This window comes from Pseudomonas sp. FSO-7 (assembly GCF_059579345.1).
The window spans coordinates 6,175,982-6,190,290 of record NZ_CM184193.1 but is presented as its reverse complement, the minus strand read 5'-3'; the positions used below and the strand labels follow the sequence as shown (position 1 = coordinate 6,190,290).

The window sequence follows — 14,309 nt, the reverse complement described above, 5'->3', positions numbered from 1 at the left end:
CTGGCTCGAAAGCTGAAATTTCCTACGTTTAATCCGGAGTTCGTTGAATGTCTGCTGGTTGGCTGCGCGCCTGTGCGCTGGTGATGATAGGGCTGTTCAGCGTTTCGGCGCTGGCCAAGGACAAACAACCGACGGCCATCGTCATCGGCGGTGGCCTGGCGGGGCTCACCGCGGCCTATGAGTTGCAGAACAAAGGCTGGGCGGTGACGCTGCTGGAAGCCAAGCCGGACCTGGGTGGTCGCTCGGGCATGGCCACCAGCGAGTGGATCGGCAACGAGAAGACCCAGCCGGTGCTGAACAAGTACGTCTCCACCTTCAAGCTGAGCACCACGCCGGCCCCGGAATTCGTGCGTACCCCCAGCTACCTGATCGACGGCACCTACTTCACCGCCGCCGACCTGGCGACCAAGCAGCCGGCCACCGCCGAAGCCCTCAAGCGCTACGAGACCACCTTGGATGACCTGGCGCGCTCCATCGAAGACCCGCAGAATCCGGCGGCCAACAACACGTTGCACGCGCTGGACCAGATCACCGTGTCCAACTGGCTCGATCGCCTGCAACTGCCGGCCACGGCGCGTCAGTTGGTGAACCAGGAGATTCGCACCCGTTATGACGAACCTTCGCGCCTGTCGCTGCTGTATTTCGCCCAGCAGAACCGCGTCTATCGTGGCGTGTCCGACCGCGACCTGCGGGCCTCGCGCCTGCTTGGCGGCAGTCCGGTACTGGCCCAGGCGTTCGTCAAGCAACTGAAAACCATCAAGACCAACTCGCCGGTGTCGGCCATCTCCCAGGATAAGGACGGCGTGACCGTCAAGGTCGGCAGCGTTGGCTACCAGGCTGACTATGTGGTGCTGGCGGTGCCGTTGCGAGCGCTGAACAAGATCCAGCTGACCCCGGCCCTGGATGCCCAGCATCAAGGTGCGATCAAAGGCACCAACTACGGTTGGCGCGACCAGATCATGCTCAAGTTCAAGACCCCGGTCTGGGACAGCAAGGCCCGCATGTCGGGCGAAATCTACAGCAACGCCGGCCTGGGCATGATGTGGATCGAGCCGGCCATGAAGGGCGGCGCCAACGTGGTCATCAACCTGTCCGGCGACAACGCCCGGGTGATGCAGGCCTTCGGCGACAAGCAGATGGTCGATCAGGTGCTGATCCGCCTGCACGCGTTTTATCCACAGGCCCGTGGCGCGTTCACCGGCTATGAAATCCGCCGCTACAGCACCGACCCGTCCATGGGCGGCGCGTACCTGGCCTTTGGCCCGGGCCAGATCAGCAAGTACTGGCGCCTGTGGGAAAAGCCATTGCAGCGCGTAGCCTTTGCCGGTGAACACACCGACACCCTGTATCCGGGCACCCTGGAAGGCGCGTTGCGCAGCGGCCAACGGGCAGCCAGCCAGGTTGAAGACCTGGCGGCTGGCAAGTCGTTCGAGCCGGCCAAGGTGGCTCCGGCGGCCACAGCGGCAGCGGCCGGTGCGGTGGCCGCGAAGAAGGGCAACTTCTTCAGCAACCTGTTTGGCGGTTCGGATGACGACAAGAAGCCGGAGCCGGTCAAGGCGCCAGAGCCGGTAGCACCTGCTCCCGTGCCGGCCCCCGCCCCAGCGCCGGCACCGGTGGAACCACCAGCACCTGCGCCGGCGAAGGTTGAGCCAGCCAAGAAGGCTGCGACCAAACCCGCGGCGAAAAAACCAACCGCCAAGGCCCCGGCTAAAAAAGCCCCGGTGAAGAAAGCTACGCCGGCGAAGAAACCGGCGGCCAAGCCGGCAGTGACTGAGACCAAGGCTCAGTAAGGCTCGGTGACAGAAAAAAGCGCGGCATGTCAGCCGCGCTTTTTTTGCTTGTAGAGCCACTATCGCGAGCAAGCTCACTCTCACCGGGATTGCGCTCGGCCAGTGTGGAAGCGAGCTTGCTCGCGATGAGGCCCGTCCTGATATCACGCATCGTATTGGCTTTAATCTTTCCTTAACCCACCCCCTCCAGACTCAAGATCGTATTTCTCGATATTTCAAAGCGAAATTTTCCGCTTTAAATCGATAGATAACTCGCTAGTCTTGATCGCAGTTTTTACAGGATATGAGCAATGCAGCTTCGCAACTCTTCTTCTCGCTATGGCTGGGTCAGTATCGCTGTGCACTGGGGCGTTGCGCTGGTGGTGTACGGGCTGTTCGCCCTGGGCCTGTGGATGGTCGGCCTGGATTACTACAGCACCTGGCGCAAAGACGCGCCGGACCTGCACAAGAGCATTGGCCTGGTGCTGCTGGCGGTCATGTTGCTGCGGGTGATCTGGCGGTTTGTCAGCCCGCCACCACCGACCCTGCCCACCTATGGCCGCTTGACCCGCGTCGGCGCCAAGCTTGGCCATAGCGCACTGTATCTCGGGTTGTTCGCCGTGATGATTGCCGGTTACCTGATTTCCACCGCAGACGGTGTCGGGATCCCGGTGTTTGGCCTGTTTGAAGTACCCGCGCTGGTGTCCGGACTGCCCGATCAGGCAGACGTCGCCGGCCAGATTCACTTCTACCTGGCATGGGCGCTGGTCATTTTTTCCGGCCTTCATGCGTTGGCAGCATTGAAACACCACTTTATCGACCGTGACGCGACCCTCAAGCGAATGCTGGGGCGCCAAGCCTGATGTTCAACCTCGACTCCAAAGGAATAGAAAGCATGTTGAAAAAGACGCTCGCCGCCCTGGCAATTGGTTCTGCCCTGCTGTCGGCCGGTCAGGCCATGGCTGCCGACTACGTCGTCGACAAGGAAGGCCAGCACGCCTTCGTCGACTTCAAGATCAGCCACCTGGGCTATAGCTACATCACCGGTACCTTCAAGGACATCGACGGCAAGTTCAGCTTCGACGCCGCCAAGCCTGAAGCCAGCAAGATCGAGTTCAACGTCAATACCGCCAGTGTGTTCACCAACCACGCCGAGCGTGACAAGCACATCGCCAGCGCTGACTTCCTGAACACCAGCAAATTCGGCAAGGCCACCTTCGTTTCCACCAGCGTCAAGCCCACTGGCAAGAACGCTGATGGCAAGGACACCGCCGATGTGACGGGTGACCTGACCCTGCTGGGCGTGACCAAGCCGGTCGTGGTCAAGGCCACCTTCCTGGGTGAAGGCAAGGACCCATGGGGCGGCTACCGTGCTGGCTTCGAAGGCACCACCAGCATCAAGCGTTCGGACTTCGGCAAGCAGAAAGACCTGGGTCCAACCTCCGACGCGGTCGAACTGTACGTCTCGTTTGAAGGTGTCAAAGCGAAGTAACCTTCGCGCCTGACAAAAAAACGCGCCTGGTCTTGCGACCAGGCGCGTTTTTTATTGCCACATGAAAATCGAATAAACAGCGCAGGACTTCTGTGGGAGCGGGCTTGCTCGCGAATGCGGTGGGTCAGTCGATAAAATATTGCCTGATAGAACGCATTCGCGAGCAAGCCCGCTCCCACATTTGGAATTGTGTAGGACCAAAAAAATGCCCCAGGTCGCGAGACCTGGGGCATTTTTCAAGGCTTTGAAAAACTCAGCGATTGCGCGTCAGCAACGCCGGTTTTTCGCCCCGTGGGCGGCTTGGCAGTTGATCCAGCTGCTCAGGCGTCGGGAAACGATCGGCTTTCGATTCCTTGTGCATGATCTTTGGCTGGTTGCTGCGCGGGTTCTGCACGGCGGGTTCCTGGCGAGGCTGGTCGTCACGGGCCGGGCGGCGCGGGCGGGTGTCGTCGCGACGGGCCTGGCCGTCACGCGGGGCGCCGTTGCGTGGACCGCTGCGCTTGGCCGGCGGTGTGCCGGTGGACGAGCCGTTGCTGTTGCGTGGACCGTTCTGGCGACCCTGTGGCTGGCCAGTGCGCGGAGCGCCTGCACCGGCGCCCTGCGCCGGGGCGCCCGGACGGCGACCGCGGCCCTGGGCCGGTTTCTGCTGCGGCACGTAGTCGACGCGGTTACCGAAGTTATCGACATCGTCATCCAGGAACTCGTCCGGGGCACGATCGGCTGCGGCGCGTGGGGCTGGGCGCTGCTGTTCACGGGCCGGAGTGCCTTCGCGGGGCTTCTGCTCGCGGGCAGGGCGTTCGCCGCGGCCATTGCTGTTGCTGGCCGATTTTTCCTTGCCCTTGTCCTTGCCTTTGTCTTTGCGACCGCCGCCACCACCGCCGCCGTTCGGACCGTCGCCGCGTGGGCCACGGGCATTGCGCGGGTTACGCACATCCGGACGTTCGCGTACTTCAGGCTTCTCGGCCTCAATGGTACTGGCATCGAAGCCCATCAGATCGCCGTCGGCAATTTTCTGCTTGGTCATGCGCTCGATGCTTTTGAGCAGCTTTTCTTCGTCCGGCGCGACCAGCGAGATCGCTTCGCCCGAACGACCGGCCCGGCCGGTACGGCCGATACGGTGAACGTAATCTTCATCGACGTTCGGCAGCTCGAAGTTGACCACGTGGGGCAGCTGGTCGATGTCCAGGCCACGGGCCGCGATGTCGGTGGCCACGAGGATGCGCACTTCGCCGGCCTTGAAGTCGGCCAGGGCCTTGGTGCGGGCGTTCTGGCTCTTGTTGCCGTGGATCGCCACGGCTGGCAGGCCATGTTTGTCCAGGTACTCGGCCAGACGGTTGGCGCCGTGCTTGGTGCGGGTGAAGACCAGGACCTGTTCCCAGGCGCCGGCGGTAATCAGGTGCGCCAGCAGGGCACGCTTGTGGCTGGCCGCCAGGCGGAACACACGCTGCTCGATACGCTCGACCGTGGTGTTCGGCGGCGTGACTTCGATGCGCTCCGGGTTGTGCAGCAGCTTGCCGGCCAGGTCGGTGATGTCCTTGGAGAACGTCGCCGAAAACAGCAGGTTCTGGCGCTTGGCGGGCAGGCGGGCGAGGACTTTCTTCACGTCATGGACGAAGCCCATGTCGAGCATGCGGTCGGCTTCGTCCAGCACGAGGATTTCTACGTGGGACAAATCGACGCTGCCTTGGCCGGCCAGGTCGAGCAGGCGACCGGGGCAGGCCACCAGTACATCGACGCCACGGGACATGGCCTGGACCTGGGGGTTCATGCCGACGCCGCCAAAAATGCAGGCACTGACGAACTTCAGGTCGCGAGCGTAGACCTTGAAGCTCTCGTGGACCTGGGCCGCCAGTTCGCGGGTTGGGGTCAGGACCAGTACGCGCGGTTGGCGCGGGCCATGACGCTGGGATTTGTCTGGGTGACCGTTGGGAAACAACCGCTCCAGGATCGGAAGGGCGAAACCGCCGGTTTTACCAGTACCTGTCTGCGCCGCGACCATCAGGTCGCGACCTTGCAACACGGCGGGAATGGCCCGCTGTTGCACCGGGGTAGGCTGGGTATAGCCGGCGGCTTCGATGGCGCCGACTAAAGCCTCGGAGAGACCGAGGGAAGCAAAGGACATGAGTAATCCTGTTTTAGTGAGGGCCTGGCCCAATGGGATAGTCTTGCCGGGCGCGAATGACGTTCAACCAAAAGACGTCATCCCGTCCGGTCCTGCCGGGCCTCGAAGGCAGGTCCGGACAAGGCTCGCGCGGGCTGTAGGCTGCGCTGTAGCGGTGTCGGGATGCCTTTTGCAAGACCGGGCGTCCGGGCGTGAGCCTGGCGGGAAGGCCGGAGTATAACAGAGCAAACGCCCTGCGCCGCTTTCCTGCTGCTCAACGGTTTATTTCAGCGCTGGACCCGGCTGGGCGAGTGGCCTTGGTCATAGCGCTCGCGCCGTAGCGGGCGCTCAATTCGGCATAGGCCGGTTCGCGCTTGAAACGCTTGAGTTCGGCACTGAAGCGTTGCACCAGCAAATCCATCCCGGCTTTGCGCCGCACCGCCAGGTATTGGCTTTGACGGTTCACCACCACCGGGTTTTCGGTGATCTGGTCGCCCAACTGCATTTGTTCGAGCACATGTCGGCCGACCCTGCGGTCGGTGATGAGCAGGTCGATCCGACCCAGTTGCAACTTGCCGAAATTGGCTTCGTGGGTGGGCGCCGCTTCACGTTTGAACAGAGTCGACTCACTGAAGGCCTGGCTGTACAGGTAACCGGGCGAGGTGCCGACGGTCAGGCCGCCCAGGTCATCGAGCGTGCGAAACGGATGGGGGCGGGCGTTGGCGTAGAACATCACGAATTCCACGTCCGACAGCGGTTCGCTGGGGTAAAGCAGCAGAGCATCGCGCTCATCGCTGTGGAAAATGTCCAGCGCACCGTCCGCCAAGCCCTGTTCCAGCATCGCCAGGCAGCGCTTCCAGGGCAGGAACTGCCATTCCACGTCGATGCCCAGGCGCTTGAACACGATGGCCGTGGTTTCGTAGTCCAGGCCGAGCATCTTGCCGTTCTCTTCGTAGACATAAGGCGCCCAGGGCTCGGTGACAATGCGCAACTTCTCGGCCTGGGCGGTCACGCTCAGGCACAAGAGAAGAAGGGTGGTCAGCAGTTGGGCAATGACGGGCATGGGCCTGAGGTTACGACGAGAGCTCATCAAATAGCTAGAGCGCTCTGGCCTGCGGTCTAGTGGCCTGTGTGGTTAGCTCTGTTACTCAACGTCGGCCAGAAGCCCATCCCCTGCGTTGCTGCTCCTCGCCATGGCGGGCGATGACTCGTCACAGCGCCTTGGCTATGGACTCTGGCATCCGAATTTGAACGAACGAACCACACAGGCCGCTAGTTGCCTTTTGCCTGCATCAGGTGCGCATAGATGGCTTCGCGGCGCTCACCCAGCACGAGGCGAATCAGCGGATGATCGAGCCAGCGTTTGAGTTCATGGTCCTGTAGCGATTTTTCCAGGCGATGTTCGACGTTCTCCAGGGCTTTTTCCCACCAGACCGGGGCGCAGGCCTGGTCGAACTCGTTGGTATGGCGGTAGCAGCCATAAAGGATCTCGCGCATGAACTGGCGTTTATGGCTGGGCAGCCCCAGGGTGATGAACTTGTAGGCCAGGCGTTGGAAGGCCGGTGGCCGGGGCAGGGTGGCGGTGACTTGACCGGTTTCATCCAGTGCCCGCTGGCAAATCGGCGCGGCACGGTGTTTGTCGAGCCAGGCTTTGGTCTTGGCGCGGAACAGCTGCTTGCGGCTCCAATAATGGTGGATCAGGTCCGGGCATTCGCGTACCTGCACCAAGCGATAGGCCGCTACCGAAAGGCAGAATTCTTCCAGCGTGTAGGCACCCTTGGCCAATGGATACAGTTCATCCATCAGGGCGATCGAGCGATCCAGGACTGCCGCATCGGCGCAGTTGAGACCAATGACCCCGGAGTTCAACAAGGGCATGTCGTCGTCCGCCAACTGCCGCTGGCGCAGTATGTCGGCCAGTGTCAGGTAAAGCCCGGCGTCCTTGTTGGCGCCATACGTCAGGCCGAAAGCATTGCACAGCAGCGTGCCGGGCTGGACGCGGCGAAACAGTTCGAGGGGGGAGCAATGGAAAAAAGTGTCGGTGTCGATCAGCAGCGCCACTTCAGCTTCTTCGAGCACTTTCTGCATCACCACGTGCTTGGCACGGAAGTGATACCCGTGGGGTTCGATCCAGGCCTGGCGGGTCTCGTTGTCCAGCGGGCGCAAACGCACCGGCAGCCCTGCGTATGGTGCTGGATTGTCGGTGAACACCTGGATATCCAAGGCTTCGTCCGGCGTCTTGCGCAGACCGGCCAACGCGCTGGCGATGCTGAACAACGCTTCCTGGTGATAGGTTTCGGCCCCGTAGACCAGATAAATGAGTTGTGGGGTCGTTAGCCTTTGACCATTAGGCATCTACTGCAATCCTCCCGATGTCTGTGCTTAAAAAAAAAGGCCTTGGTTTTCGCCAAGGCCTCTTGTACCAGCGCATTAAGTCATCAGCGTGGCAGCTTGAGGTTGTTCCATACCGCGAGGCTGGGCTCGGCCTGGTTAAGGGTATAGAAATGCAGCCCCGGTGCGCCGCCTTGCAACAAACGCTCACACATTTGCGTGATGACTTCCTCGCCGAAGCTTTGGATGCTCGAGGCGTCGTCGCCATAGGCTTCCAGTTGCTTGCGGATCCAGCGTGGGATCTCTGCACCGCATGCGTCGGAGAAGCGCGCCAGCTTGCTGTAGTTGGTGATCGGCATGATGCCCGGCACGACAGGAATGTCGACGCCCAGCTTGCGGGTACGTTCGACGAAATAGAAATAACTGTCGGCGTTGAAGAAGTACTGGGTGATGGCACTGTTGGCGCCAGCGTTGGCCTTGCGCACGAAATTGCGCAGATCGTCTTCGAAATTGCGCGCTTGCGGGTGCATTTCAGGATACGCAGCCACTTCGACGTGGAAGTGGTCGCCAGTTTCCTCACGAATGAAGCTCACCAGTTCGTTGGCGTGGCGCAGCTCACCGCTGGCCATGCCCATGCCCGACGGCAGGTCGCCACGCAGGGCAACGATGCGCTTGATGCCGGCGGCCTTGTACTGGGTTAGCAGGCTGCGCAGGTCGTCCTTGCTGTCGCCGACGCAGGACAGGTGGGGGGCGGCCGGGATTTTGACTTCGCTTTCGAGCTGCAACACGGTGTTCAGGGTGCGGTCACGGGTCGAACCGCCGGCGCCATAGGTGCAGGAGAAGAAATCGGGGTTGTAGCTGGCCAACTGGCGGGCAGTGGCGATCAGTTTTTCATGCCCAGCATCGGTCTTCGTCGGGAAGAACTCGAAGCTGTAGCGACGGTCTTGGGACATGGTCATATCCTTGGAAACGCGTAAGCCGGGGAGGCCTGCACATCCCTTGAGAGACGGGCTTGCGTGGGAGCGAGCTTGCTCGCGATGCAGACACCTCGATTCAGTTGCCAGGCCGAGGCGATGCCAATCGCGAGCAAGCTCGCTCCCACAGAAATGCCTGCTCCCACGGGGGAGCAGCGCCGATCAGTAGCGGTAAGCGTGCGGCTTGAACGGGCCTTCGACGGTGACGCCGATGTAGTCAGCCTGTTGCTTGGTCAGCTGGGTGACCACGCCGCCGAAACCGCGGACCATTTCCAGGGCCACTTCTTCGTCGAGTTTCTTGGGCAGTACTTCCACGGTCAGGCGCTCGGCTTTCTGGGCCGGCGACAGGTCGGCGTATTTCTGGCCGAACAGGAAGATCTGGGCCAGGACCTGGTTGGCGAACGAACCGTCCATGATGCGGCTTGGGTGACCGGTGGCGTTGCCCAGGTTAACCAGGCGGCCTTCGGCCAGCAGGATCAGGTAGTCGTCGTTCTGTGGGTCGAAGCTGCCAGTGCCGGTGCGGTGCACCTTGTGGACCTGTGGCTTCACTTCTTCCCATGCCCAGTTCTTGCGCATGAAAGCGGTGTCGATTTCATTGTCGAAGTGACCGATGTTGCAGACCACGGCGCGCTTTTTCAGGGCCTTGAGCATGTTGGCGTCGCAGACGTTGACGTTGCCGGTGGTGGTCACGATCAGGTCGATCTTGCCCAGCAGGGCCTTGTCGATGCTGGCTTCGGTGCCGTCGTTGATCCCGTCGATGAACGGCGAAACCAGCTCGAAACCGTCCATGCAAGCCTGCATGGCGCAAATCGGATCGACTTCGGACACCTTGACGATCATGCCTTCCTGACGCAGGGACTGGGACGAACCCTTGCCCACGTCACCGTAGCCGATCACCAGGGCCTGCTTGCCAGACAGCAGGTGGTCGGTGCCGCGCTTGATGGCGTCGTTGAGGCTGTGGCGGCAGCCGTATTTGTTGTCGTTCTTGCTCTTGGTCACCGAGTCGTTGACGTTGATGGCCGGGATTTTCAGCTCGCCCTTGGCCAGCATGTCCAGCAGACGGTGCACGCCGGTGGTGGTTTCTTCGGTCACGCCGTGGACCTTGTCCAGCACGGCCGGGTATTTCTTGTGCAGCAGCTCGGTCAGGTCACCGCCGTCGTCGAGGATCATGTTGGTGTCCCATGGCTGGCCATCCTTGAGGATGGTCTGCTCCAGGCACCACTCGTACTCTTGCTCGGTCTCGCCTTTCCAGGCGAATACCGGGATACCGGCGGCGGCGATGGCGGCAGCGGCCTGATCCTGGGTCGAGAAGATGTTGCAGGACGACCAGCGCACTTCGGCACCCAGGGCAACCAGGGTTTCGATCAGCACGGCGGTCTGGATGGTCATGTGGATGCAGCCGAGGATTTTTGCGCCCTTCAATGGCTGTTCGCCAGAGTACTTGCGACGCAGGCCCATCAGGGCGGGCATTTCGGATTCGGCGATGATGATTTCGCGACGGCCCCAGGCAGCCAGGGACATGTCGGCGACTTTGTAATCGGTAAAAGCTGCAGGCGTGATAACAGCGCTCATGAAGAGCCTCCATTCGTAATGTATGCGAATGGGCGCCGTTGTGCGTTTAGTGTCCGTGCGGGCAGGCCCGTACAAACAACGCCCCATCCGAGCCTGACAGGTCGAGCCTGCTGCAGCGCCCCTCGGACAGGTGGCGGGAACGGTCCAAAGGGTGGACCGGGTAAAGCGGGGCGATTATAACGGGCTAATCGGATCTTCCAAAAGGGTTTCTGTCGACAAATCAAAATTGCCGATGACCGTTATAGGGCCCGCGACGTAGAGCCTGACTGCCCGGTCTGCCATGATGCTGGCATTCATCGGCCAGACGCTCAGGAGTGAACATGAATTTCCACACCCGCAAATGGGTCAAGCCCGAAGACCTCAACCCCAACGGCACACTGTTCGGCGGCAGCCTGTTGCGCTGGATCGACGAGGAGGCGGCGATCTACGCCATCGTCCAGCTAGGCAACCAGCGCGTGGTCACCAAGTACATCTCGGAAATCAATTTCGTCAGTGCTTCGCGCCAAGGCGACATCATCGAGCTGGGGATAACCGCCACCGAGTTTGGTCGTACGTCCATCACCCTGACCTGCGAGGTGCGCAACAAAATCACCCGCAAGAGCATTCTGACCGTGGAGAAGATGGTTTTCGTCAATCTTGGGGAAGACGGTCTGCCCGCGCCCCATGGCCGGACTGAGATCAAATACGTCAAGGATCAGTTCAAGGACGATGTCGTCGAGTAAGATCGACGGCGCTGCCATCGCGAGCAAGCCCGCTCCCACAAGGGTTCTGGGCCGGTCACAGGATAGGCGTCCACCACCAATCCCCTGTGGGAGCGAGCTTGCTCGCGATGGCGGTTTAAGGCCGCCACTGAACAGCTCCGAACGCCGCGTGTCGTAGGTACATCACGCCACCGGTTCAGGAGCTGTATGGACACCCACGAAGAAGGCAAGACCCCTGATCTTTCGGCGCAGGAACAGCACGAAGTCGACCGTAACCAGCCACCGCGGGCCGCGGTGCTGCATGAAATCATCCGCACCCAGGGCAACCAGGAACTGGAGCGCAGTATCGCCGCGCTGTGGTGGTCGGCCCTGGCGGCCGGGTTGACCATGGGCCTGTCGCTGATGGCGATGGGGTTGCTCAACTCTCGACTGCCGGACCACGAAGGCTTCAAGGTCATCGCCAGTTTCGGTTACTGCGCCGGCTTTCTCGCGGTGATCCTGGCCCGGCAGCAACTGTTCACCGAAAACACCCTGACCGCCGTCCTGCCGATCATGAGCAAACCCACCCTGGGCAATTTCGGTCGGTTGATGCGGCTATGGGGCGTGGTGCTGGTGGGCAATCTGTGCGGCACCGTGTTGGTGGCGTACGTGATGCTGCACCTGCCGATTTTCGACCAGCGCACCGACCAGGCTTTCCTGGAGATAGGCCGCAAGGTCATGGAGAACGACACCGGTCAGATGTTCGCCAAGGGCATCATTTCCGGCTGGATGATCGCCACCATGGTCTGGATGATCCCCTCCATGGAAAGCGCCAAGATGTGGATCATCATTCTGATCACCTACCTCATGGCGCTTGGGGATTTCACCCACATCGTCGTCGGTTCGGCCGAAGTGTCCTACCTGGTGTTCGCCGGCCAGTTGTCCTGGGAAGACTTCTGGATGGTGTTCGCCGGGCCGACGCTGGCAGGCAACATCGTCGGTGGGAGTTTTATCTTCGCCTTGATCAGCCATGCGCAGATCCGCAGCGAAGTTGGCCTGCCCAAAGATAAATCATCGGCTACGCCAGCGCGGCGCAGCGACTCGGAGTAGGCACGAACCGGTTATCAGGCGCCCCGCTCACGGGCAGGGCTGATTCCCAGGCCTTCAAACAGCGACTGCCGCCAAGCGCCGTTGTCGATGGATGAAGAACAAGGCGGTCAATGCCGTGAGGCCGCCGACAACGGCCCCGGTCCATGGCAGATCCGCCAGGTCGGCACCACTGGCCACCACCAACCCACCCATCCAGGCCCCGGCCGCATTGCCCAGGTTGAATGCGCTCTGGTTGAGTGTGGAGCCCAGGTTCGGTGCTTCGTGGGCCTGGTCGATGATCAGCAGTTGCAGGATCGGGCACAGGGCGAAGGCGAAGATGCCCCACAGTACCAGGGTGATCGCCGCCGGGATCACCGACCGGCTGGTCTGGCTGAACGCGGCCAGCACCAGCACCACGGCCAAGGCCATGCCCACCAGCGCAGGCAGCAGGCGCCGGTCCGCCAGGCGTCCACCGAGGAAGCTGCCGGCCGTCAGACCGACGCCGAACAGCAGCAACATGACGGTGATGCCGTGGGGACTGACACCGGTGATGTCCTGCAGGATCGGCGCGATGTAGGTGAACACGCTGAACAAACTGGTGGAGGCCAGCACGCTCATGCCCAGGGCGAGCAATACGTTGACCTTGCCCAGGACCTTGAACTCGCTGGCCAGGTTGGCTTTGTCCATGGGGATTTCCTTGGGCAGCCAGACCCATTGGGCGATGGCGGCGATCACGCCGATGATCGACACCGCCCAGAAGGTCGAGCGCCAGCCGGCGTATTGACCCAGGGCCGTGCCCAACGGGACGCCCAGCACGTTGGCGAGGGTCAGGCCGGTGAACATCATGGCGATCGCCTGGGCCCGTTTGTTTGGTGCCACCAACCCCGCCGCCACCACCGAACCAATGCCAAAGAACGCTCCGTGGCACAGCGCGGTAATGACCCGGGCGGCCATCAGCGTGGTGTAGTTTGGCGCCAGGGCGCAGAGCACATTGCCCAGAATGAACATCAGGGTCATGCCCAGCAGCGTGGTCTTGCGCGGCATGTTGGCGGTGCCGATCGCCAGGATCGGCGCGCCGAACACCACGCCCAGGGCGTAGCCGGTGATCAGCAGCCCGGCCTGGGGAATGCTCACGGCCAGGTCTCGGGCGACATCGGGCAACAGGCCCATGATGACGAATTCAGTCGTGCCGATGCCAAAAGCGGCAACGGCCAAAGCAAGCAAGGCGAGTGGCATGCGCAAGGTCTCTGTCTGTAGTCTTGACGCCCGGATCAGGCATACGCATGCCGGCGCCCCGGTTCGAGTGAACGGGACAACAGCGAAATTATTGGAATTGGCTTTATGCGCAACTGAGTGCGGCGTGATCGGCTTGCAGTATAAACGATAGCGAATCAATTCATGAGTCCCGCTGATCGTAGGAGCGGGAGCCAGACAAGGAGCGTGCCGTGCTTGCGACGGCTTTGGTGTTGGTAGCGGCGCTGTTGCATGCGGCGTGGAATACGCTGATCAAGTTCAGCGGCGAACGTTTGCTGGTGGTGGCGTGCATGGACAGTGTCGCCCTGCTGTTCGTCGCATTGGCCCTGGGGTTTGTGGCATGGCCGCCGTTGGAAATCTGGCCGTGGATCCTGGCGTCGGCGGCGTTCGAGCTGTTGTACCGCTATTTGCTGATCCAGGCTTATCGGGTCGGCGACCTGGGGTTGGTCTATCCACTGATGCGTGGCTTGTCGCCGCTGGTGGTGCTGGCCCTGACATTCATTTTCGCCGGTGAAGCACTGACGGCCCAGCAGGTCATCGGTATCTTGCTGATCCCGTTCGGCATGCTTTGCCTGTTGTGGCAGGGCGGTGGCGGTGACCGGCTGCCCTGGTCGATGTTGCCGGTGGTGGCGCTGATAGGCCTGTGCATCGGTTGCTACACCTTTATCGACGGTCATGCCCTGCGGCGCTGGTCCCATCCGCTGGATTATCTGGTCTGGGTCACGCTGCTCAGTGCCTGGCCGTTTCCATTGCTGGCGCTGGTGAGCAAACGGCCGGCGTTCATGCGATTCTGGCGCGAACAATGGCGGCTGGGGTTGGCGGTCGGATTCTGCGTATTGTTCAGCTACGCTCTGGTGCTATGGGCCATGCAACTGGGTTCGATCGCCGAAGCGGCGGCGCTGCGGGAGATCAGCGTGATCCTGGTGGTGCTGTTCGGCATGCGTTACCTGAAAGAACCTTTTGGCCGGCCGCGGCTCTTAGCTTGCGCTCTGGTGTTGATTGGCATGCTGGTGATGAAAGCCTGACTGGCGCTCGATTCTCTCTAAA

The 14,309-nt window shown here is 61.6% G+C and carries 11 protein-coding genes, 1 pseudogene and 1 riboswitch; of the genes and pseudogenes, 6 read left to right on the top strand and 6 right to left on the bottom strand.

Annotated elements, in window-relative coordinates; all coding sequences use genetic code 11:
- Window positions 1-47 precede the first annotated feature (47 nt).
- The 3 genes from AC515T_RS27185 to AC515T_RS27175 all read left to right on the top strand — a co-directional run bounded on the left by AC515T_RS27185 (window position 48) and on the right by AC515T_RS27175 (window position 3,261).
- Complete coding sequence (locus AC515T_RS27185) at window positions 48-1,790, top strand: flavin monoamine oxidase family protein (protein WP_496530683.1); 1,743 nt, start codon at window positions 48-50, stop codon at window positions 1,788-1,790.
- A 290-nt stretch (window positions 1,791-2,080) separates the two neighbouring features.
- Window positions 2,081-2,632: a cytochrome b gene (locus AC515T_RS27180; protein WP_496530682.1), complete on the top strand. Its 552-nt coding sequence runs from the start codon at window positions 2,081-2,083 to the stop codon at window positions 2,630-2,632.
- Window positions 2,633-2,664: 32 nt separating this feature from the next.
- Window positions 2,665-3,261 carry a YceI family protein gene (locus AC515T_RS27175; RefSeq protein WP_496530681.1) on the top strand — a complete coding sequence of 199 codons (597 nt, stop codon included), beginning with the start codon at window positions 2,665-2,667 and terminating at the stop codon, window positions 3,259-3,261.
- 253 nt (window positions 3,262-3,514) lie between these two features.
- Here AC515T_RS27175 and rhlE2 read toward each other — a convergent pair whose 3' ends face one another.
- The 5 genes and pseudogenes from rhlE2 to ahcY all read right to left on the bottom strand — a co-directional run bounded on the left by rhlE2 (window position 3,515) and on the right by ahcY (window position 10,239).
- Window positions 3,515-5,383 carry an RNA helicase RhlE2 gene (gene rhlE2, locus AC515T_RS27170; protein ID WP_496530680.1) on the bottom strand — a complete coding sequence of 623 codons (1,869 nt, stop codon included), beginning with the start codon at window positions 5,381-5,383 and terminating at the stop codon, window positions 3,515-3,517.
- A 234-nt stretch (window positions 5,384-5,617) separates the two neighbouring features.
- Window positions 5,618-6,425: pseudogene (locus AC515T_RS27165) on the bottom strand (substrate-binding periplasmic protein); the annotation flags it as partial.
- A 209-nt stretch (window positions 6,426-6,634) separates the two neighbouring features.
- Window positions 6,635-7,717, bottom strand: a complete 1,083-nt coding sequence (locus AC515T_RS27160; RefSeq protein ID WP_496530679.1) for a hypothetical protein — start codon at window positions 7,715-7,717, stop codon at window positions 6,635-6,637.
- Between the two features lie 83 nt (window positions 7,718-7,800).
- Complete coding sequence (gene metF / locus AC515T_RS27155) at window positions 7,801-8,646, bottom strand: methylenetetrahydrofolate reductase [NAD(P)H] (protein WP_496530678.1); 846 nt, start codon at window positions 8,644-8,646, stop codon at window positions 7,801-7,803.
- A 183-nt stretch (window positions 8,647-8,829) separates the two neighbouring features.
- Window positions 8,830-10,239, bottom strand: coding sequence for an adenosylhomocysteinase (gene ahcY, locus AC515T_RS27150; RefSeq protein WP_122566560.1), 1,410 nt, complete (start codon window positions 10,237-10,239; stop codon window positions 8,830-8,832).
- A gap of 23 nt (window positions 10,240-10,262) precedes the next feature.
- A riboswitch (S-adenosyl-L-homocysteine riboswitch) is annotated at window positions 10,263-10,369 on the bottom strand.
- A gap of 190 nt (window positions 10,370-10,559) precedes the next feature.
- On the opposite strand from ahcY, the gene AC515T_RS27145 reads away from it, so the two are divergent.
- Complete coding sequence (locus AC515T_RS27145; protein ID WP_072346269.1) at window positions 10,560-10,961, top strand: acyl-CoA thioesterase; 402 nt, start codon at window positions 10,560-10,562, stop codon at window positions 10,959-10,961.
- 186 nt (window positions 10,962-11,147) lie between these two features.
- The gene (locus AC515T_RS27140; RefSeq protein ID WP_496530677.1) at window positions 11,148-12,029 is read left to right on the top strand and encodes a formate/nitrite transporter family protein; all 882 of its coding nucleotides are present in this window, start codon (window positions 11,148-11,150) and stop codon (window positions 12,027-12,029) included.
- A gap of 54 nt (window positions 12,030-12,083) precedes the next feature.
- Here AC515T_RS27140 and AC515T_RS27135 read toward each other — a convergent pair whose 3' ends face one another.
- Window positions 12,084-13,244, bottom strand: a complete 1,161-nt coding sequence (locus tag AC515T_RS27135) for an MFS transporter (protein ID WP_496530676.1) — start codon at window positions 13,242-13,244, stop codon at window positions 12,084-12,086.
- Between the two features lie 209 nt (window positions 13,245-13,453).
- Between AC515T_RS27135 and AC515T_RS27130 the strand changes: the two genes are divergently transcribed.
- Window positions 13,454-14,287, top strand: a complete 834-nt coding sequence (locus AC515T_RS27130) for an EamA family transporter (protein WP_496530675.1) — start codon at window positions 13,454-13,456, stop codon at window positions 14,285-14,287.
- The last annotated feature ends 22 nt before the right edge of the window (window positions 14,288-14,309 follow it).

What these genes read in the sequence shown, in the direction of transcription:
- AC515T_RS27185 (WP_496530683.1), top strand. Translation starts at nt 48, where the DNA reads ATGTCTGCTGGTTGGCTGCGCGCCTGTGCGCTGGTGATGATAGGGCTG.
- AC515T_RS27180 (WP_496530682.1), top strand. Translation starts at nt 2,081, where the DNA reads ATGCAGCTTCGCAACTCTTCTTCTCGCTATGGCTGGGTCAGTATCGCT.
- AC515T_RS27175 (WP_496530681.1), top strand. Translation starts at nt 2,665, where the DNA reads ATGTTGAAAAAGACGCTCGCCGCCCTGGCAATTGGTTCTGCCCTGCTG.
- rhlE2 (WP_496530680.1), bottom strand. Translation starts at nt 5,383, where the DNA reads ATGTCCTTTGCTTCCCTCGGTCTCTCCGAGGCTTTAGTCGGCGCCATC.
- AC515T_RS27160 (WP_496530679.1), bottom strand. Translation starts at nt 7,717, where the DNA reads ATGCCTAATGGTCAAAGGCTAACGACCCCACAACTCATTTATCTGGTC.
- metF (WP_496530678.1), bottom strand. Translation starts at nt 8,646, where the DNA reads ATGTCCCAAGACCGTCGCTACAGCTTCGAGTTCTTCCCGACGAAGACC.
- ahcY (WP_122566560.1), bottom strand. Translation starts at nt 10,239, where the DNA reads ATGAGCGCTGTTATCACGCCTGCAGCTTTTACCGATTACAAAGTCGCC.
- AC515T_RS27145 (WP_072346269.1), top strand. Translation starts at nt 10,560, where the DNA reads ATGAATTTCCACACCCGCAAATGGGTCAAGCCCGAAGACCTCAACCCC.
- AC515T_RS27140 (WP_496530677.1), top strand. Translation starts at nt 11,148, where the DNA reads ATGGACACCCACGAAGAAGGCAAGACCCCTGATCTTTCGGCGCAGGAA.
- AC515T_RS27135 (WP_496530676.1), bottom strand. Translation starts at nt 13,244, where the DNA reads ATGCCACTCGCCTTGCTTGCTTTGGCCGTTGCCGCTTTTGGCATCGGC.